Here is a 19,255-nt window from a genome sequence, read left to right as displayed (position 1 = left end):
GGTTATCCTAGCTTTCGCGGATGATCAGCGCGACGGGCATCGCGCGCGACGCAACGGCCTTCCCGGCCACTTTGTCGAGAACCTTTTGCGCCAGCAATTCGCCCCCGACGCCCCAGTCCTGTCGGATGCTCGTGAGGCGCGGCGAAAAAAGAGCCGCGCCCGGCGAATCGTCGAATCCGACGACCGACACATCGCCGGGAACCGCATGGCCCCGCGCCTGCAACGCCTCGATCGCGCCCATCGCAATCGCGTCGCTGCTTGCAAAGATGCCATCGAAATCGAGGCTTTGCCCATCGAGCAGCGGCGCCACCGCCTCGCGGCCGGCCGTGAGCGTGAAGGCGCAGGGAATATTGCCGGCGATGATCGCGTCCGAACCCGCGAGCCCCGCTTCGAACCCTCTCAGCCGATCCTCGGCCTCGCCATGTTCGGCATCGCCGAGGAACAGGAGGCGGCGGCATCCGCGGCCAAGCAGATATTCGGCCGCCAGGCGCCCGCCCTCGCGATTGTCGCTGCCGACGACGATCCGTTCGGGCGGGCCATGTTCGGCGCCCCAGACCACATAGGGCAGCCCGGTCGCCTCGATGACGGCCGCGGCGTCGTCATGCACCCCCTGCCCGAGCAGGATCACGCCGTCGGCCGACGGCGGCGCTTCCGAAAACAGGTCGATGGTGGTGAGCACCATATTCTGCCCCGCCGCGGTCAGTTCCTGGAGGATGCCGCCGAGCAGCAACAACGGATAGGGCTCGCTCATCAGTCGCTCGTGCGACGGCGTCATTTCGATCACGACCGCGATCGTCCGCGTGCGCTGTTGCCGCAGGTTGCGCGCCGACACATTGAGCCGGTACCCCATGCGCTCGGCCGTCTCGCGGATCAGCGTGCGCGTGCTGTCTTTGACCGTCGAATGGTTCGACAGCGCGCGCGAAACGGTGATTTTCGCGACACCCAGTTCGCGAGCCACATCCGCCATCGTCGGCCGCGCGCCGTCGTTGGGCTTTCCTTTACTCACCCGCAGCATCGCATGGTGACGGATGGCGAGAATCGATGCGCTGAGCCATAGCGCACCCCTAACGCCCGACGGCCGGCTTTCACAAGCCGCTTCGCAGTCGGGGGCATCTGTGTCGGGTCGCCATCCCGGCTGTGCATCCATGACGGTTGACGCTCCCCGCAGCTGGCGCCAAGCCTCCGCAAGTGACGATCACCTTCTCTCTCAAGGAAGCGCGCCGGATCGCGCTCGCCGCGCAGGGTTTCGGCGTCCGTCGCCCCGAACAGCCGACGGCCCTCCATTTGCGCAAATCGCTGGGCCGCCTGGGGCTCTTCCAGATCGATAGCGTCAACGTTCTGGCGCGCGCGCACTATCTTCCCGCCTTCTCGCGGCTCGGCGGCTATGATCGGACTTTGCTCGAGCGCGATGCCTGGGGCCCGACCCGCGAGCGGCGCCTGTTCGAATATTGGGCGCATGAGGCCTCGCTGCTTCCGCTCGACCTTCATCCGCTGCTGCGTTGGCGGATGGCGCGCGCCGAGCGGGGCGAGATCGGCTATCAGGCCTTGAAGCGTTTTGCGACCGAGCACCGCCCCGAAGCACGGGCCGTGCTCGACCGGATCACCGCCGAAGGGCCGCTGGCGGCCGCCGATTTCGAGAATGGGTCGAGCAAAAGTGGCTGGTGGGAATGGAGCCACACCAAGCACGCCCTAGAATTTCTGTTCTGGTCGGGCAGCATCACCACCGCGACGCGCCGCGGCAGCTTTGCGCGGGTCTATGACCTGCCCGAGCGCGTGTTGCCCAAAGCGGTTCTCGACCTGCCCACCCCCGATGCCGCAGGCGCGCAGCGCGCATTGATCGAACGGAGCGCCCGCGCGCTCGGCGTCGCGACCGCTTCGGATTTGCGCGACTATTATCGCCTGAAGCCCGACGAAGCCGATCATGCGATCGCTGCCGAGGCTGAGGAGGGCGTCCTGATCCCCACGCGGATCGAAGGCTGGAGCCAGAAGGTCTGGCTACACCGCGACGCCCGCCTTCCCCGCCGCGTGAGCGGCGCAGCGCTGCTCGCCCCGTTCGACCCGCTGATCTGGGAGCGCAGCCGCACCGAGCGCCTGTTCGGCTTCCGCTACCGCATCGAAATCTATGTTCCGCAGGACAAGCGCACCCACGGCTATTACGTCCTGCCCTTCCTGATGGACGACGCGCTGGTGGCGCGCGTCGATCTCAAGGCCGACCGCCAGGCCGGCGTCCTGCTTGCGCACCGCATCACCCTCGAACCGGGCGCTCCCGCCGAAACCCTCGAGCGTCTCGCGATCGAACTCGACCGGATGGCGGCATGGCTTGGCCTGGACGGCGTCCGGATAGGCATGACGGTCGCATCATCCTGAGCAGGAGGGCGGCCGCACCCGCGGGTTCACTTCCGCATCATTAGTGATTAGGCCGATAATCCGTCACACGCCGATTTCGCAGAGGAGGACGTCTTGCGGCAGCTCGCCAGATTCGATCTCAACCTGCTGCGGATATTCGACGCGATCTTCGTCAAGGGCGGCGTGTCGGCGGCGGCGCGCCACCTGAACCTGTCGCAGCCGGCGATCAGCCATGCGCTGACGCGGTTACGAGCGCAGTTCGACGACCCGCTGTTCGTGCGGCAAGGCAATGGGCTGGTCCCCACCCCGGCAGCGCGCGCGATCGCGGGGCCGGTGCGCGAGGCGTTGCGCGGGCTCGACGCCGCGCTCGATGCCGCCGCGTCGTTCGACCCCGCCGAGGCGACGCGCGAGTTCCGCATCGGGGTGCGCCTGTCGGGCGAGATGCCGCGCTTCTCCTCGCTCGTCGCGCGCGTGCGGCGCGAAGCCCCGCATGTCGCACTCGCGAGCGTGACCTTCCGCCGCCGCGACCTCGTGATGATGCTCGCGAGCGGCGATCTCGACCTCGCGCTCGACGTCGCGCTACCCGCCGACGACCGGCTCCAGCGCCATTATCTCGGGACCGAGCCCATCGTTGTCGTCGCGCGCAAGGGGCATCCGCGCGTCGACGGTGCGATCGACCTCGATACCTATCTCGCGCTCGAACATATCATCGCGACCTCGCGGCCCTACGGCCCGGGGATCGAGGACATCGCGCTCGGCCGCATGGGCCTCGCCCGGCGCGTCGCGGTGCGCTGCCAGCACGCGATCACCGCGTGGCAGATCGTCGCCACATCCGACATGCTGTTTTCGCTGCCGCGCTCGCACGCCGAAGTGCTGGGCGCGATGTGGCCGATGCAGCTCGTCGATCTGCCGCTGCCGGTCGAGCAAGGCGGAAGTTATCTTTACTGGCATCAGGCGGCGCAGGTCGATCCGGGGCTTGGCTGGCTGCGTATAATCATCGCCGACGAGCTCGCGCAGCCCGCATAGTCATTCGTCTTGCGAATATCCCATATTCGATCCTATCATTTTCCTTGATGACATGGCGCGGCTAGACTGCGGGCGAAACCCAGCGGAGGATTGCCATGACCGAGATCGAACTCGAAGCCGAACTCAACGACCTCAGGATGTCGAAGGAAGCGCAGCCGCTGTTCGACGCGGTCAAGCGCCATATCGCCGAGAATGTCGATCCGATCACCGAGGAATTCTTCCGCCTCGGCGAAGGCCGCGCCGATCGCTGGAGCTGGGCGCCGGGCCAGCTCGAACTGCTCGAAGGCGCGAAGGACAAGGCGAAGGCCGCGGGCCTGTGGAACTTCTTCCTCCCGCACGGCGACACCGGCACCCCGCTCAGCAACCTCGACTATGCCTATATCGCCGCCGAACTCGGCAAGTCGCCGCTCGCATCGGAATCATTGAACTGCTCGGCACCCGACACGGGCAATATGGAAGTGCTCGAAATGGTCGGCACGCCCGAGCAGAAGGAGCGCTGGCTGAAACCGCTTTTGAATGGCGAAATCCGTTCGGCCTATGTGATGACCGAGCCCGACGTTGCCTCATCCGACGCGAGCAACCTCGAAACGAGCGCGGTGCTCGACGGCGATGAATGGGTCATCAACGGCGAGAAATATTTCATCAGCGGTGCCGGCGATCCGCGCTGCAAGATATTGATCTGCATGGTGAACACCAACCCCGAAGCGGCGCGGAAGGCGCAGCATTCGCAGATTCTCGTGCCGATGGACACGCCCGGCGTACAGGTGCTCGGCCCGATGCACGTCTTCGGTGCCGACCACGCGCCGCAGGGGCATATGCACATGCGCTTCGACAATGTCCGCGTGCCCAAGGACAATATCCTGCTCGGCGAGGGCCGCGGGTTCGAGATCTCGCAGATGCGCCTCGGGCCGGGTCGTATCCATCACTGCATGCGCACGATCGGCAAGGCCGAACGCGCGCTCGATCTGATGGTCAAGCGCGGCAATTCACGCACCGCCTTTGGCCGCCAGATCTCGCAGCTCGGCAAGAATCTGGAAGTGATCGCGCGCGCGCGGATCGAGATCGAGGCGATGCGCCTGATCGTGCTCAAGGCGGCGAAGGCGATGGACCTGCTTGGCAACCGCGAAGCGCGCGTCTGGGTGAGCATGGCGAAGGCGATGGTGCCCGAACGGACGTGCCAGATCATCGATCAGGCGATCCAGATCCACGGCGCGACCGGCATCTCGCAATGGACCCCGCTCGCCGATCTTTACGCCGATGTGCGCCACCTGCGCTTCGCCGACGGTCCTGACGAGGTTCATTATATGGTGGTCGGCCGCGAGGAACTGGGGCGGCACTGACGAACGGACATTCGCCGGACGCCTGCCGATGTCATGCATCGGCAGGCGTTTCCATGCTCATGTCAATCGCGTGAGATGCTCGACGAGCAAGGGCTGGAGTCGGCGAATCTCTTCGCGGTGCACCGCGGACAGATCGGACAATATTCCGGTTGCGTGCGCCGTGAGCCTGAGCAGCGCGCGCCGCCGATCCGACGGCGCGGCCTCGCGCCGAACCAGCCCGAGCGTTTCGAGCCGATCGATCAGTCCCGACGCCGTATGCGGCTTCACGATCAGGCGCTGCGCCACATATCCCACCGTCGTATCATCGGGATCGGCCGCGCGGATCGCCAGCAACGCCTGATGCTGTTGCGGCGTCAGCCCCGCTTCCGCCGCTTTCGCTTCGCTGAAAACCTGGAAGCGCCGTAGCGCAAACCGGAATTCGGCGAGCGCAGCATAGTCGGTGTCGCTCAAGTCGGACGTCATGAAATCCTCGGGTTGAATTATATCGCGTTGCGATATAATTGGCCATCCCCAATCGAATGAGGCATTGTGTGAACCTTCACCCTGCACGAGCGATCGCCGGCCATCAACTGGCCGACCACAGCGTCGATCGCCGAATGATCCTTCTATCCTGCATGGCGCCGGTCGTCGGGACGGGCGGCGCGTTCGGCGCCTGGCTTTTGCTGAAGTCGATTGCGATCGCCACGAACGCCTTCTGGTTCGGCCGCCTTTCGGCGCAGGAAACCGAAATATCGGATTCAACGGTCGGCTTGGCGATCGTGCTGATTCCCGTGATCGGCAGCCTGATCATCGGCGTGATGGCACGCTTCGGCTCCGAAAAGATCAGGGGGCACGGCATTCCCGAAGCGATCGAGACGATCTTGTTCGGCGACAGCCGGCTGTCGCCGAAGGTCGCGGTCCTCAAACCGGTATCGGCGGCGATCTCGATCGGAAGCGGCGGGCCGTTCGGTGCCGAGGGGCCGATCATCATGACGGGGGGCGCCATCGGCTCGCTGTTTGCGCAATGCTTCCGGCTGAGCGCGGCGGAACGCAAGACGCTGCTCGTGGCCGGCGCCGCCGCCGGGATGACCGCCATATTCGGCACGCCGATGGCGGCGATCCTGCTGGCGGTCGAGATTCTCCTGTTTGAATGGAAGCCAAGAAGCTTTGTCCCGGTCGTCGTCAGCGTGCTGGTCGCCGCGGCATGGAGACCCGAGCTGATCGGCGACGGCCCGATGTTTCCGGCCACCTGGCCGCTGCCCGGGTCCGGGTGGACTGTCGCTGCCGCCGCCGGAATCGGCGTGGTCGTGGGATTGCAGGCGGCGCTCCTGTCGAGCCTCCTCTACCGGATCGAGGATCTGTTTCATCGCCTTCCCGTCCACTGGATGTGGTGGCCGGCGATCGGCGCGGTCGTCGTCGGCGTCGGCGGACTGATCGATTCGCGGGTTCTGGGCGCAGGCTATTCCAACATCCAGTCGCTCGTCGATGGCACGATGGTCGTGCGGGCCGCGATCATATTGCTGGTCGTCAAGGCGGCCGTCTGGCTCGTCGCCCTGGGCTCCGGAACATCGGGCGGGGTCCTTGCCCCGCTTCTCATCCTCGGCGGCGCCACGGGCTATATCGCGGGCTTCTGGCTGCCGGGCCCGGCCGGATTCTGGGCGATGATCGGCATGGCGGGGATCATGAGCGGCGCGATGCGCGCGCCGATTACCGGCGCATTGTTCGCGGCCGAACTGACCGGACGGTTCGACGCGCTTCCCGCCGTGATCGCGGCATCGGGATTGGCCTATGCGGTCAGCGTCCTCTGCATGCGGCGCTCGATCCTCACCGAGAAGATCGCCCGCCGCGGCCGGCATATATTGCAGGAATATACGGTCGATCCGCTCGATTCGCAGCAGGCGCGCGAGCTCATGACGCCCGAGCCCGCAACCTTGCCCGCGGATATGACGGTCGAGGCGGCCTTGCGCTTTTTCACCGAAAAGGCGGTCCACCGCAGTTACCCGGTCGTTGACGCCGATGGGCGGCTGGTCGGGCTGGCATCGCGATCGGACGCGCTGCGATGGAAAATCGGCGCATTCGACGAAGAGGTCACGCTTGCCGAAACCCTTTCCGACGCGTCCCAGACCGTCGCCTACCCCGAGACGCCCTGCGGCGCGATCGCCGACCTCATCGTCGAAACGGGCGTCGCGCGCGTGCCGATCGTCGATCCCGAAACGCACAAGGTCGTCGGCATCCTCTCGCGGCAGGATCTCTTGAAAGCCCGAAGGGCACAGCGAACCTCCGAAACCCGGCGGACGCGGTTCGGCCGATAAAGGCCGCCTGACGGCTCCAACGTAGCGGTGGTGCTGCCTTTAGGGGCCGGCCGACAGCGGTCGCCGCGCCTCGGCGGCGCGCAGCGGCCGTGGTCGCGGCGCCGCACGGGCGGCATAGATGGTGTAGCCGCAGAGCAGCCCGTAGAGCGCCAGTCCCTCGACCTGCCAGAAGGGCATCGTCGCCATGTTGAGCAGGAAGAAGGCGAAATGCGCCGCGAGCAGCTTGAAGCGCTCGCCGTGCGCCGAAGCCGCCGCGGCGAACATCACCGTCCACAGCGCGATCATCGCCGCCACGCCGAACCAGCCAAGTTCGTAGAGCGTCGCGATCAGCGTGTTGTGCGGATAGACTTTGAACACGCCTTCCCAGCTCTCCGGCCCGAGGCCGAACAGATGCTGGAGCGGCGTGCCCGCGGCCCAGGCATAGATATAGCTGCTCCAGATCAGCGGCCGGCCGGACATCACCTGCCGTTCGAGCAGGTCGAAATCGCGCGGTGGTTTGATCAGCCCGGCAGGGTCCGCGAGGAAGGCGGCGAGGTCCGCGAAGCTCGCGCTGTACGACAAGGCCGCGACCGAGACGAGCAGCACGCCCGCAACCATCGCGGTCACCGCCATCGATGCGCGCTGGTCGCGCCGCACGCTCAGCGTCAGCCCGCTCAGGAAGGCGGCCAGCGCAAGCGGTGCGAACGCGAGGATCGTCGTGCGGTAACCCGCGAGCAGGATGCCGACCAATGTCGCGAGCAGGAAGGCCACGCGCACCGCACGCGGCGCCGATTTGGCGAAGCAACCGACCAGAAACCCCGTCATCATCGCGACCGAGAAGGCCGCCTCGTGGTTATAGCCGCCGATCCACACCAGCCCGTCGCCATCCTCCGACCCTTTGGGCAGATTGAGCGCCAGCGACAGCGCCTGAAAGACGAGCAAGGGCAGGAACGAAACCATCGCCCAGCTCAGGAACCGCGCGTCGGGATCGCTGCGCAGCGCCTGGAACACCGCGATCATGATGACGATCATATAGGCATATTTGACCGCCACGTTGATCCCGCCGGCCGCATCGCCATTGAGCGCGGCGCTGAACAGCGCGAGCACGACCAGCGCGTAGACGGGCAGCAGCCATTTGAGCGCCAGATTGGCCGGCCGCACCACAAAGAGCAGCCCGAACCCGGTCACCCCGATCGACAGCAGGGCATTGCCCGAAAGCCCGCCCGCGATCGGCTGGAACATATAAAGGTGATAGGCGCCGGCGGTGTAGCGCATCCACAGCGCCACCACGACGAACGCACCCGCGACGCTGCCCGCCCGCCGCGCCGCGATGACGAGCGCGACGAGCAGCACCGCCGTCACCGGCAGCAAAATGCCGAGCCCGAACGCCGGGCCGTAAGGTAGCGCCTGCGCGGTCACGGCGCCGCCTGATCAATCCGCATAATAAGGACGGTATGCCTTCAGGAAGGTGCCGCCATCTTCATAACCGGCCCGCTCCTGCTCGCCCACGTCGACCAGCGTCAGCACCGCGCCCAGCATCTCGGCGTGGACATCGTACAGCCGCCGCAGCGCGACCGACGCCGCCTTGGTCGGCGTCTTGCGCCAGCGCACGAGGAACACCACACCGTCGGCCATGCTCGCGATCACGCGCGCCTCGTCGACCGGCAGCACCGGCGGCGTGTCGAGGATCACGAGGTCGTAGCGCCCGCGCACTTCCTCGATCAGCTCGGCGAGCCGCGGACTCTCGGTCAGCCCGACGCCCTTGGAATCGAGCCGCTGCGGCAACAGGAAGGCGCCCGACATGCTATCCTTGACGATCGCCTGTTCCAGCGTCGCCTGCCCCGCCAGCACCTCGTCGAGCCCCAGCTTTACATTGTCGGTGAACTGCCGGCTGGACGCGCGCCGCCGTGCGTCGGCGTCGATCAGCAGCACCTTGCCGCCCGCCGCCGCGACCGCACGGGCCAGCCCCATCGCGGTGGTGGTCTTGCCTTCGCCCGGCACCGCCGAGGTGATCGCGACGACGCGGATCGGGCCCGCCGCCTCGGCGAACTGGATCGAGGTGCGGAGCGTGCGGAAGGCTTCGGCATAGGTCGATTGCGGCCGCTTGAGTAGGAGTTCCGCCGGCGGCGCCGGCGGACCCAGCTTGCGATAGCCGGGCAGCGTGTTCGCGTCGGGGATCGATGCAAGCGTCGACAGCCCCAGCGACTCCTCGATCGCATCGCTCGTCTCGATGCCGCGTTCGAGCAGCTGGAGCAGGACAACGAGCAGCACGCCGATACCCAGCCCGCCGACCACGGCCATCGCCGCATAGATCAGCATGTTGGGCGAACTCGGCGCGCCGGGAACGCGCGCGCGGCTGACGATATAGGCATCGCTGCGCTCCAGCCCCGATTGCGCGACCGTCTGGCGATAGCGATCGAGGAACGCCTGATAGAGCGTCCGCGCCGATTCGGCGTTACGCTCCAGCTCGTTCAGCCGCACCGACGCCGCATTGTCGCTGGCGAGCTTGCCCTCGGACTGCGCCACCGAACCCGCGAGCGATCCCGCGCGCTGGTTGGCGATGCTCGCCTGGATCGCAACGTTGGAGACGATGCGCTGCACCTCGGCCGCGATTTGCTGATCGGCGACGCGGAGCTGGCTCTGCGCGCGGACGAGATCGGGATGCCGCGGGCCATAGCGTTTTTCCAGCGCCCCAACCTCGCGCGCCACCTCGGCGCGCTGGGCGCGCAGCTGGCTGACCACCGGTGAATCGAGCGAATCGCCAAGCTCCTCGCCGGTTCGGCCGCCGCTCAGCTGCGCGCGCGCGGCCGAAAGGCGCGCCTGCGCCGCGGCATTTTCGGCCTTGGCTTGGGCAAGCTGGGTCGACAGCCCCGACAGCTCCTGCTGCGTCACGCTGCTCGCTTCGGAGACCGCGAAAAGATTGTGCGCGGCGCGATAATCGGCGACTGCGCGCTCGGCACCGACCACTTGCGCGCGAAGATCCTGAAGCCGTTGCTCCAGAAACCCGCGCGCGCGATGCGTCGCCTCGGTCTTCGATCCGACTTGCCCCGATACGTAATCGTCGACCAGCGCATTGGCGATCTGCGCCGACTGCACCGGCGTGGCGCCCTCGAACGAAACGCTGATCGCATAGGAGAGCCCGTCGCGCTTCACCGTCAGCCCGTTCAGCAGCGTACCGATCGCGCGCTGGCGCCCGATCAGGTCGGGCTGCGCCGTCGGCTGGCCCTGTCCGGCCGCCTCGTTGAACGCCGGGTCGCGTTCGAGCTTCAGCCGATCGACCACCCGCCCGATGAGTTCGGGCGAGCGCAAGACCTGCACCTCGGTATCGACCGCCGCCGAATCGGGATCGGTCGTCGGGATCACCGAATCGACCTTGATCACCTGCTCGGCCGTCCGCTCAAGCGCGACCTGCGCGGTGGCGAGGTAGCGCGGTTCGGCGGCGAGATAGGCGGCCGCGGCGATGACGATCGCCGCGGCCATCGCCGCACATAAGATCATCCATCGCCGGCGCAGCACGCCGCCGACCCGGCGCAGGTCGATCAGTGCGCCGCGATCGACCTCAGGGTCCGCTTCCCGGCCGCGCGGTATGTGCCGTGACACTGCGTCCATATTATGCGGCAGCCAGGAACGCGCGCACCGCGGGCGCGATGTCGGGACGGGCGAGCGCGAGCGCGAGCGTCGCGGTCACAAAGCCGCTCTTGTCGCCGCAATCATAGCGCTTGCCCTGAAAGGTGACGCCGTGGAACGGCTGCTGGCCGATCATCCGCGCCAGCGCATCGGTGAGCTGGATCTCGCCGCCCGCGCCTTCCTCCTGATTGCTGAGGACGTTCATCACCTCGGGCTGGAGGATGTAGCGGCCGATGACGGCAAGCCGCGACGGCGCGACGTCCGGAGCCGGCTTCTCGACCAGCCCCCGGACCTCGGTGATCGCTCCCGAGCTCGTGCCCGGCGTGACGATGCCATATTTATGCGTGTCCTCCGCCGCGACTTCCTCGGTGCAGATCAGATTGCCGCCGAGGTCGGCATAGGCCTCGACCATCTGCTTGAGGCAGCCGGGTTCGCCGACCATCAGATCGTCGGGCAGCAGCACCGCGAAGGGCTCGTCGCCGACGAGGCGGCGGGCGCACCATACGGCATGGCCCAGCCCGAGGGGCTCCTGCTGCCGCACGATGTTGATGTCGCCCGGCGGGGGGCGGGTGCCGTCCAGCGCGGCGAGCGACTTGCCGCGCCGGGCCATCGCTTCCTCAAGCTCGAAGGCATGATCGAAATGATCCTCGATCAGGCTCTTGCCGCGGCTGGTCACGAAAATGAACTGCTCGATGCCCGCCTCGCGGGCCTCATCGACCGCATATTGGATGAGCGGCCGATCGACGACCGGCAGCATTTCCTTGGGCATCGACTTGGTCGCCGGAAGGAACCGGGTTCCAAGGCCGCCGATGGGGAACACGGCCTTGCGTATTTTTCGCATCTTTTCACCCTTTTCTGGTCGCTGGGTTCCCCCCCAATTAACCAGCATTGGATCGGCGGGCACGATCGCCGCGTGCTGCCGAGGAGCGACCTGCGCCTTTACGCTGCATTGCAGCAAGAGCCCGGCGTCGAAACGTGTCCAAAGTGCGCCAAGCCATTCAGAGCTTGGGCGGTGTCCCGGCAAAGGACACTCCGCCCGGCACCGATCCCCCGCCACGCGAGCGGACCAGCGGTGTGCCCGGCGGCACCTGGATATCGTGCGAACCGATGATGATTTTCGCTGGCCCGTGGTGCACGTCAAATATCGGCCAGCCCCGGTCGCTCTTCACCACCAGATGCTCGATATGGATGACCAGCGGCTCTCCCGCGCCTTTCGCCGCCATGATCGTGAAATGGTTGGTGTCGCCGATCCCGCCGATCTTGACCGGATCGAGACTGCTGAGCCGCGTCGCGCGGATGCTCGACCAGAGCCGGAAGTTACGCGCGTTGCGGCCGCTGACGCAGTCGTCGAGCAAAGTCTCGGTCGACTTCAGGTCGAATCCGCCGTCGCTATTGTCCCACGCGGCGCATTGGCGAAACAACATCCGCGCATTGCCCCGCTCGGTCGAGAAACCGTCGCCATTCCAATATTGCCTGGCCTTGCGCTGCCATTGAAAACCACGCATCGAGCAGCGCTCGACCCGGAAGTCGTGCGCGGTGCCGTCGAAGGCGATGCCGACCGGCAGGTCGGTCGCGCCTGTCGTCAGCATGCCGCTCGCGCTGACATCCTCGATCACCCCGTCATGGCTGTCATACCGAATGCGGGCGAAGCTGCGTTGGAGATCGGTCGCCCGCGCCCCGCGCACGCGGAGCCCGACGCTTCCCGCCCCCGCCAGTTCCGGCGCCGCCTTGTTCTCGATCACCCGGTAGCCGCCCGCCACGCTGATATTGGCGATCTGCACATTGTGGACCGGCTCGCGGATCACGAACAGGCCGTTGCCGACATCGCGCGCGCGCACGCCGCGATAGACGGCGCCCGACTCCACGAAATAGACCGGCTCGCCCCCTGCCTTGATCTGAACCGGCTTGGCGGCGAAGCGAGAGGATGGATCGTCCATGCGGCCGCGCTAATCGGCGCGCAGCGATCAAGGCCAGCGCGATGCGGCGCGGCGTGGCGCGTCCGGGGTCAGTGCAGCGCGGGCGCAGCTCCCCCCAAATCGTCGCCGCCGTCGCGCGCGGATGCCCGCGCGAAGCCGGCCAAAGGCTGACGACAGACGTGCCTCGTCCGGCTGAACCGGCGGAAGCCGGCTTCGCCATGGTCGATGTTGAGCGTCATGCCCGCATCGGCCTTCGCCGCCGACGGAATGCGCCCGTCGATCGCAATCGCCGAAGACAGCGTGTGTTCGAGCACGTGGCGGCGCTCGGCGGCATTGCGGCCGAAATAAGTGATGGCGAGCGGCGGCGGTCGCCGGTGAATCGTGGCGATCGCATCCTCGATCCGCGCATAATTGCGCAGCGGCAGGATCGGCCCCCGAAACTCTTCCTGCATCACCAGCATGTCCTCGCTGGCGTGTCGAATGATGTGGATCGGCACTCGCGTCCCGCGCGGCTCCGCCGTTATCACCTCGCCTCCGCGCGCGCGCGCGTCATCCAATAGCCGCGTCAGCCGTTGCTGTTCGGCGTCGGGCAGCGCCGCTTCGTTCGCCCCGGGCTGCATCGCCGCGCGCCACAGCCAGGAAGCGATCGCCTCTTCCTGCTCTTCGGGCACGAGCAGATAGTCGGGCGCGAGCGGTGCGCGTCCGCCCTTGAGGCGCTTGCGTGCGATCACATTGTCGGCGGCCTTGGCAAAATCGGCCGAGCGCCCCAGGATGACCGGCGACTTGTCCGAACGCGCAAGCATCGCCGCATCGCCTTCCTGCGGTTCGCTGGTCACCAGCAGGTCGAACGCCTGCTGTGCAAAGTCACCGTCGGACGCCACCGCCAGTTCGAGCGGATCGAAAAAGTCGGGTGCGAGTTCGCCGATCAGCCGGCCCAGCTGCACCGAGGCCGCGTCGAATTTCAGCGTCACCCGGTTGCCCGCGGCGAGTGCACCCGCGAGGATGCCCGCCGTCCGGAGCAGCGGCAACGACGCCGGCGCCGCTATGCCGATCACCCCGACCGGCTGATATTCCACATAGTCGCTATCCCCGCGCAGCCGCGCGAGCAGTCCGCCCCTGCTTTCGGCGCGCATCCAGCGCCCCACCCCGCCGATCGACGCCCGCAGCGCCGCCAGCGCCGGCACCACTTCGATAAGCCTGGCGGAGTCCGAATCCTGATTCGGCTGGTCGGCGGCGAGCGCGTTGCAGAGCGCGTCGGCGTTTTTTTCGATCATCAGCACCGCGCGCCGCAGCCGGTCGCGGCGAATGGCCAACGACACCGGCAAGTCGGCGAAAAATGCCCCACGTTGCGCTTCCAGCATCTCACCCTTCCCCGCATTTTATCCTGTCCAGCTTCTACTCCGACGCCGACCCGTGGCAAGATCAAGTCGAAGCGTTTCGTCGCATTGCAGCCAATTCGCCTGGCCGTCGTTTAGGCAAAGCCCCGAATTATCCACTTCTTATATATCGCATTTTTTCACCCTGTCCCGTTCTGGGTCGGGATTTTGGGAACGATCATTTCGCCTTTCAATTGCCTCCGCTCAAAGCTGGCAAGTTGACCGTTAACCGTTGCGACGCGATTGTTCGCATGTGCAGCAAAAAGCCGACTTCATATAAAAAGGGAGCAACGCGTAATGCGTATCGTAATGATCGGGTCCGGCTATGTCGGTCTCGTTTCGGGCGCGTGTTTTGCCGATTTCGGCCATCATGTGACCTGCGTCGACAAGGACGCGAACAAGATCGCCCGTCTTCAGGCCGGCGGCATTCCCATCTATGAGCCCGGTCTCGACGACCTGGTCGCGCGCAACGTCGCGGCGGGCAATCTCGCCTTCACCACCGAGCTGTCCGAGGCCGTCGGCGCCGCCGATGTCGTGTTCATCGCGGTCGGCACCCCCAGCCGCCGCGGCGACGGCCATGCCGACCTCTCCTATGTCCATGACGCGGCGCGCGAGATCGCCGGAGCACTCTCCGGCTTCACCGTGATCGTCACCAAATCGACCGTGCCCGTCGGCACCGGCGACGAGGTCGAGCGCATCGTCCGCGAGTGCAACCCCGCCGCCGAGTTCGCGGTCGCCTCCAACCCCGAATTCCTGCGCGAAGGCGCCGCGATTGAGGATTTCAAGCGCCCCGACCGCGTCGTGATCGGCATTGAGGACGAACGCGCGCGCGCGCCGATGAAAGAGGTTTATCGCCCGCTTTCGCTCAACAAGGCGCCGATCGTCTTCACCAGCCGCCGCACCAGCGAGCTGATCAAATATGCCGCCAACGCCTTCCTCGCGATGAAGATCACTTACATCAACGAGATGGCGGACCTGTGCGAACAGGTCGGTGCCGACGTCCAGGAGGTCGCCAGCGGCATCGGGCTCGACAACCGGATCGGGGCCAAATTCCTGAACGCCGGCCCCGGCTATGGCGGCTCCTGCTTCCCCAAGGACACGCTCGCGCTGATGAAGACGGCGCAGGATCATGACGCGCCGCTGCGGCTGATCGAGGCGACCGTCGCGGTGAACGATCAGCGCAAGCGCGCGATGGGCCGCAAGGTCATCGCCGCGATGGACGGACAGGTGCGCGGCCGCACCGTCGCGGTGCTCGGCCTGACCTTCAAACCCAATACCGACGACATGCGCGACGCGCCGTCGATCGCGATCATCCAGACGCTGCAGGATGCCGGCGCCAAGGTCCGCGCCTATGACCCCGAGGGTATGGACGCAGCCAAGGCGGTGCTGAGCGACGTCGAATATGCATCCTCCGCCTATGCCGCCGCCGAAGGCGCGGCGGCGACGGTGATCGTCACCGAATGGGACGCGTTCCGCGCGCTCGACCTTCAGCGCCTCAAGGCCGCTATGGCCGACCCGGTGCTCGTGGACCTCCGCAACATCTATCCGCCCGCGCGGGCCGAGGAAGCGGGCCTGCGCTACGTCGGCATCGGGCGGCCGGACCAGCCCGCCGACGATGCCGAAGCCGCGAACGAAAGGCACGCCGCGTGACCGACGAGAGCCCCATCCTGGTAACCGGCGCCGCGGGCTTCATCGGCCATGCGGTGTCCGAACGGCTCCTCGCGCGCGGCGAACGCGTGCTCGGGCTCGACAATTTCACCGACTATTACGACGTCGCGCTCAAGAAGGCGCGCATCGCGCGGCTGACGGACAATTTCAACTTCCGGCTGATCGACGGCGACATCGCGAGCCCCGGGCTAATCAGCGAACTGGTCGAGGCGAACGGCATCCGCCGGATCGTCCATCTCGCCGCGCAGGCGGGCGTGCGCTACAGCCTCGAAAACCCCTTCGCTTATGAGCACAGCAACCTCAAAGGGCATCTCGCGGTGCTCGAGGCGGCGCGCCACGCGGGCAATATCGAACATCTTGTCTATGCCTCGTCGAGTTCGGTCTATGGCGACCGCCCGCTCGGCGGCACCGGCTTTCGCGAGGACGAGCCCTGCACCGCGCCGGTCTCGCTCTATGCCGCGACCAAGCGCAGCTGCGAGCTGATGAGCGAAAGCTATGCCAAGCTCTATCATCTGCCGCTCAGCGGGCTGCGCTTCTTCACCGTCTATGGCCCCTGGGGCCGGCCCGATATGGCCTATTATGGTTTCGCGCAGAAGATCCTGCTCGGCCAGCCGATCGAGGTCTACGGCGAAGGCCGGATGGCGCGCGATTTCACCTATATCGACGACATCGTCGACGGCGTGGTCGGTGTGCTCGACCGGCCGCCGGCGGGCGGTGAAAACCGGCTGCTCAACATCGGCGACTGCAATCCCGTCGGGCTGATGGACATGATCGCGGTGCTCGAACGCGCGCTCGGCCGGCCAGCGATCAAGCTGATGCGGCCGATGCAGCCGGGCGACGTGACCGCGACCTACGCCGACATCTCGGCGATCAACGCGCTCACCGGATACAGCCCCAAGGTCCCGCTTGCGCGGGGGATCGAGCGGTTCGTCGACTGGTATCTGGGCGAAATAGAAAATGGTGGAAGAGGGCCGATGGCAGCGGTGGCCTGAGCCGGAAAATCCGGCCGGGCGCTAATGGAGTTTAACAATGCTGCAACGGACAAGTCTGTCTTCCAGCGCCCCCGCGGGCGCGCCCGTCATCTGCGTGACCGGCCTTCGCGGCTTCCCGCATGTGATGGGCGGGATCGAAAGCCATTGCGAGGAGCTTCTCCCGCGGATCAAGGCGATCTGGCCCGATCACCGTTCGGTGGTGCTCGGCCGCGCACCCTATCTGCCCGAGCCGGTGGGCGAGCATCGCGGCGTCGAGATTATCGGCATCCCTTGCCCGCGCTCGCAAAATCTCGAAGCGGTGGTGTCGACCCTGCTCGCGGTCCTTTCCGCCCGCAAGCGCGGCGCCGGGCTGATCCATATCCATGCGATCGGCCCCGGCTTGCTGGCGCCGCTGGCCCGGATGCTCGGTTTGAAAGTGGTCGTCACGCACCACGGCACCGATTATCACCGCGCCAAATGGGGCCTCGTCGCGCGCACCGCGCTGCGCGCCGGCGAATGGCTGGCGCTCAGCTTTGCCAATCGCGTCATCGCCGTCTCGCCCTCGCTCGCCGCGCAGCTGCGGCAGAGCTTCCCGAAACGCGCGCACGCGATCTCCTATATTCCCAACGGCACATCGGACCTGCCCGGCGATGCCGACCCGGCGCTCGTGCTCGAACGGTTGGGGCTCAAGGACGGCGACTTCCTCCTCGCCGTCGCCCGCCTCGTTCCCGAAAAAGGCCTGCACGACCTGATCGACGCCTATGAGCGGTCGAATTGCACCGCCAAGCTGGTGATCGCCGGCTCGGCCGATCACGAGAGCGAATATGCCCGCGAACTGCTCGCGCGCACCAGCGATCGCGTGATCTTTGCCGGCGTCCAGTCGCGCGCGACGCTGAAGTGCCTCTACGAGCATTGCGCGCTATTCGTGATGCCCTCCTATCACGAAGGCCTGCCGATCGCGGCGCTCGAGGCGGCGAGCTGCGGCGCGCGGATGCTGCTGAGCGACATCCCCGCCAACCTCGACATCGGGCTCGACGCGCCGAACTATTTTCCGGTCGGCGATGTCGTGGCGCTCACCGAGCGGTTGAACGCCGATTGCGCCGACTTTCAGGTCGACCGCGACGCCGTACGCGCGCGCTTCAGCTGGGACAAGGCGGCGGAGGACACGCTCGACGTCTATCGCGCGACGCTCGCGCCGGGCCGCACGGCGCCGCGCACTTCGACCTATACCGACGCGGTGGAAGCTTAGGCGCCGAGCCGGGCGACGACTTTCGCCCGGTCCGCCGCATCGATCGGCCCACTGACTTCGATTCCCGCACCGGTCCGCGTCGCGCGCGCGATCCGCGGGTGCCACGCATTTTCCCGCAGCTCCCAGCTGCGGATCCGCCAGCGCCCCGGCCCGTCGGAATCGATCGCCAGCGTCGGCCGTCCGGCCTTTTCGGACCCGGAACCGGCATCTTTTGCGGTACATGCACTGCCCGCGGCCGCGGCGGCCATCGAAGTCAGAAGCGTTCGTCGATCCATTGCCATATCCTATAGCTAGGGCGCCGCGATCTTTTCGGGCACGGTCTGAAGCGCGCGCGGCGTGCTGCCCCCGGCCACGCGCTTGATCATCGCCTTGCCCAGCCGCTGTCCGGGCAGCTCGACCAGCTTGTAAGTCACGAAAGCAAGGGCGTAAGTCGCCGGCACCACAATCGCTCCGGTCAGCGCGAACCGCCCGGCGGCGCCGAGCCCGATGCCGAATTGCCCGATGACCGCCGCCGCGACCGGCTGCAGGATCAGCAGATGGATCAGATAGGTGCCATAGGAAAGCTCGCCCAGCCAATAAAAGGGCTGGCTGCCGAGCAGGCGCGAAACCCAGCCGATCACACCGAGCGAACGCCAATGAACCAGCGCGAAAAATCCGAACACGAGCAGTTCGCGCACCGCGAAATGGAGCAAATCCTGGTCGCCCCCGATCGGGATCGCTGCGAGCAGCATCGCGGCGCCAAGCCGCCACCATAGCCGCGCGCGGCTCTCCCCCGGATCGGCGGCGATCAGCATGCCGGCGAGGAAAAGCTGGAGCTTCAACGGCAGGAAGGACGGCATCGGATAATCGAGCCCCGCCGCCCCGGCGAGCAGGGCGATGGCCACACCGCCCCCCGCCGCGACCAGCGCCGCGGGGATCCAGCCGATCCGCCGCCCGAGCAGGATGAGGAAGGGAAAGACCAGGTAGAATTGCATTTCGAGCCCGAGGCTCCAGTCGGGCAGCGGGGTACGAAAGGCGTATTCGGGCAGCAATCCGAACAGGAAGGTCAAGTGCATCACGATATTGGTGAGGCTCGCGTCGGTATAGCGATCGGCCGGCTGGAGCGCCTGCCCGAGGAAGCTGTCGATCGCGACGCGGTCGGCGTAGATCGACGGCCCCGCGATCAGCGCCGCCGCAAGCGTCACATAGAAAAGCGGCGCCAGCCGGAAAAAGCGGCGCGTCCAGAACGCCGCCCAGGTGCCGGGCGCATCCCAGTCTTCGCTGCCCGCGCGCAGCCGGTACTGGTACATCATCAGGAAGCCCGAGAGCAGGATGAACAGGTCGACGCCGAGGTCCGGCTTGCCGATCAGCGGCAAGCGGAAACCGGTCAGGATCATCATATGCCCGATGAGCACCCAGAGGGCCGCGACGCCGCGCAGGCCGTCCAGACACTCGACTCGCCGAATGTCCATTAAATACCTCCGCAA

Annotated in this window: 16 protein-coding genes; 7 read left to right on the top strand and 9 right to left on the bottom strand. The window is 66.6% G+C overall.

Features of this window, described 5'->3' with window-relative positions; all coding sequences use genetic code 11:
- Positions 1–7: 7 nt before the first annotated feature.
- Entirely contained in the window at positions 8–1,006 is a 999-nt protein-coding gene (locus ACTJI5_RS10080) for a LacI family DNA-binding transcriptional regulator (RefSeq protein WP_440860205.1), read from the bottom strand.
- A gap of 182 nt (positions 1,007–1,188) precedes the next feature.
- On the opposite strand from ACTJI5_RS10080, the gene ACTJI5_RS10075 reads away from it, so the two are divergent.
- From ACTJI5_RS10075 to ACTJI5_RS10065, 3 genes are all read left to right on the top strand, one after another.
- Positions 1,189–2,367, top strand: coding sequence for a winged helix-turn-helix domain-containing protein (locus ACTJI5_RS10075; RefSeq protein WP_440860204.1), 1,179 nt, complete (start codon positions 1,189–1,191; stop codon positions 2,365–2,367).
- Positions 2,368–2,460: 93 nt separating this feature from the next.
- Positions 2,461–3,372: a LysR family transcriptional regulator gene (locus ACTJI5_RS10070; protein WP_440860203.1), complete on the top strand. Its 912-nt coding sequence runs from the start codon at positions 2,461–2,463 to the stop codon at positions 3,370–3,372.
- A gap of 95 nt (positions 3,373–3,467) precedes the next feature.
- A complete protein-coding gene (locus ACTJI5_RS10065; RefSeq protein WP_440860202.1) occupies positions 3,468–4,712 on the top strand; it encodes an acyl-CoA dehydrogenase family protein in 1,245 nt (414 codons plus the stop codon).
- Positions 4,713–4,769: 57 nt separating this feature from the next.
- On the opposite strand, the gene ACTJI5_RS10060 is transcribed toward ACTJI5_RS10065, so the two are convergent.
- Complete coding sequence (locus tag ACTJI5_RS10060; protein ID WP_440860201.1) at positions 4,770–5,174, bottom strand: MarR family winged helix-turn-helix transcriptional regulator; 405 nt, start codon at positions 5,172–5,174, stop codon at positions 4,770–4,772.
- Positions 5,175–5,242: 68 nt separating this feature from the next.
- Here ACTJI5_RS10060 and ACTJI5_RS10055 point away from each other — a divergent pair, with 68 nt between their 5' ends.
- Positions 5,243–7,003, top strand: coding sequence for a chloride channel protein (locus tag ACTJI5_RS10055; protein WP_440860200.1), 1,761 nt, complete (start codon positions 5,243–5,245; stop codon positions 7,001–7,003).
- A 39-nt stretch (positions 7,004–7,042) separates the two neighbouring features.
- On the opposite strand, the gene ACTJI5_RS10050 is transcribed toward ACTJI5_RS10055, so the two are convergent.
- The 5 genes from ACTJI5_RS10050 to ACTJI5_RS10030 all read right to left on the bottom strand — a co-directional run bounded on the left by ACTJI5_RS10050 (position 7,043) and on the right by ACTJI5_RS10030 (position 13,886).
- Complete coding sequence (locus ACTJI5_RS10050) at positions 7,043–8,401, bottom strand: hypothetical protein (RefSeq protein ID WP_440860199.1); 1,359 nt, start codon at positions 8,399–8,401, stop codon at positions 7,043–7,045.
- Between the two features lie 12 nt (positions 8,402–8,413).
- The gene (locus ACTJI5_RS10045) at positions 8,414–10,591 is read right to left on the bottom strand and encodes a GumC family protein (RefSeq protein WP_440860198.1); all 2,178 of its coding nucleotides are present in this window, start codon (positions 10,589–10,591) and stop codon (positions 8,414–8,416) included.
- 1 nt (position 10,592) lies between these two features.
- Complete coding sequence (gene galU / locus ACTJI5_RS10040) at positions 10,593–11,450, bottom strand: UTP--glucose-1-phosphate uridylyltransferase GalU (protein ID WP_058537270.1); 858 nt, start codon at positions 11,448–11,450, stop codon at positions 10,593–10,595.
- A 157-nt stretch (positions 11,451–11,607) separates the two neighbouring features.
- Positions 11,608–12,546: a hypothetical protein gene (locus ACTJI5_RS10035; protein WP_440860197.1), complete on the bottom strand. Its 939-nt coding sequence runs from the start codon at positions 12,544–12,546 to the stop codon at positions 11,608–11,610.
- A 68-nt stretch (positions 12,547–12,614) separates the two neighbouring features.
- Complete coding sequence (locus ACTJI5_RS10030; RefSeq protein ID WP_440860196.1) at positions 12,615–13,886, bottom strand: aldehyde dehydrogenase family protein; 1,272 nt, start codon at positions 13,884–13,886, stop codon at positions 12,615–12,617.
- 312 nt (positions 13,887–14,198) lie between these two features.
- On the opposite strand from ACTJI5_RS10030, the gene ACTJI5_RS10025 reads away from it, so the two are divergent.
- The 3 genes from ACTJI5_RS10025 to ACTJI5_RS10015 are packed head-to-tail and all read left to right on the top strand — an operon-like array spanning position 14,199 to position 17,789.
- Positions 14,199–15,551: a UDP-glucose dehydrogenase family protein gene (locus tag ACTJI5_RS10025; protein ID WP_440860195.1), complete on the top strand. Its 1,353-nt coding sequence runs from the start codon at positions 14,199–14,201 to the stop codon at positions 15,549–15,551.
- Complete coding sequence (locus tag ACTJI5_RS10020) at positions 15,548–16,561, top strand: NAD-dependent epimerase/dehydratase family protein (protein ID WP_310255284.1); 1,014 nt, start codon at positions 15,548–15,550, stop codon at positions 16,559–16,561. Before ACTJI5_RS10025 ends, ACTJI5_RS10020 begins: the two co-directional genes overlap by 4 nt.
- A 37-nt stretch (positions 16,562–16,598) precedes the next feature.
- Positions 16,599–17,789, top strand: coding sequence for a glycosyltransferase family 4 protein (locus ACTJI5_RS10015; protein WP_440860194.1), 1,191 nt, complete (start codon positions 16,599–16,601; stop codon positions 17,787–17,789).
- On the opposite strand, the gene ACTJI5_RS10010 is transcribed toward ACTJI5_RS10015, so the two are convergent.
- Both ACTJI5_RS10010 and ACTJI5_RS10005 read right to left on the bottom strand, forming a co-directional pair.
- Positions 17,786–18,064: a hypothetical protein gene (locus ACTJI5_RS10010; protein ID WP_440860193.1), complete on the bottom strand. Its 279-nt coding sequence runs from the start codon at positions 18,062–18,064 to the stop codon at positions 17,786–17,788. The two genes, ACTJI5_RS10015 and ACTJI5_RS10010, sit on opposite strands and share 4 nt — an antisense overlap.
- A 15-nt stretch (positions 18,065–18,079) precedes the next feature.
- Positions 18,080–19,240 (bottom strand): acyltransferase family protein, encoded by a 1,161-nt coding sequence (locus ACTJI5_RS10005; RefSeq protein WP_440860192.1) that lies wholly within the window; start codon positions 19,238–19,240, stop codon positions 18,080–18,082.
- Positions 19,241–19,255: the final 15 nt, after the last annotated feature.

Origin of the sequence: Sphingopyxis sp. 22461 (assembly GCF_052044915.1) — a bacterium.
Lineage (GTDB): Bacteria > Pseudomonadota > Alphaproteobacteria > Sphingomonadales > Sphingomonadaceae > Sphingopyxis.
Note: the sequence above shows the minus strand (reverse complement) of the source record. Positions and strands in the feature narration are given on the sequence as shown.

Coding starts and splice junctions, on each gene's coding strand:
- ACTJI5_RS10065 (WP_440860202.1), top strand. CDS start 3,468: ATGACCGAGATCGAACTCGAAGCCGAACTCAACGACCTCAGGATGTCG.
- ACTJI5_RS10060 (WP_440860201.1), bottom strand. CDS start 5,174: ATGACGTCCGACTTGAGCGACACCGACTATGCTGCGCTCGCCGAATTC.
- ACTJI5_RS10045 (WP_440860198.1), bottom strand. CDS start 10,591: ATGGACGCAGTGTCACGGCACATACCGCGCGGCCGGGAAGCGGACCCT.
- galU (WP_058537270.1), bottom strand. CDS start 11,450: ATGCGAAAAATACGCAAGGCCGTGTTCCCCATCGGCGGCCTTGGAACC.
- ACTJI5_RS10035 (WP_440860197.1), bottom strand. CDS start 12,546: ATGGACGATCCATCCTCTCGCTTCGCCGCCAAGCCGGTTCAGATCAAG.
- ACTJI5_RS10030 (WP_440860196.1), bottom strand. CDS start 13,886: ATGCTGGAAGCGCAACGTGGGGCATTTTTCGCCGACTTGCCGGTGTCG.
- ACTJI5_RS10025 (WP_440860195.1), top strand. CDS start 14,199: ATGCGTATCGTAATGATCGGGTCCGGCTATGTCGGTCTCGTTTCGGGC.
- ACTJI5_RS10015 (WP_440860194.1), top strand. CDS start 16,599: ATGCTGCAACGGACAAGTCTGTCTTCCAGCGCCCCCGCGGGCGCGCCC.
- ACTJI5_RS10010 (WP_440860193.1), bottom strand. CDS start 18,064: ATGGATCGACGAACGCTTCTGACTTCGATGGCCGCCGCGGCCGCGGGC.
- ACTJI5_RS10005 (WP_440860192.1), bottom strand. CDS start 19,240: ATGGACATTCGGCGAGTCGAGTGTCTGGACGGCCTGCGCGGCGTCGCG.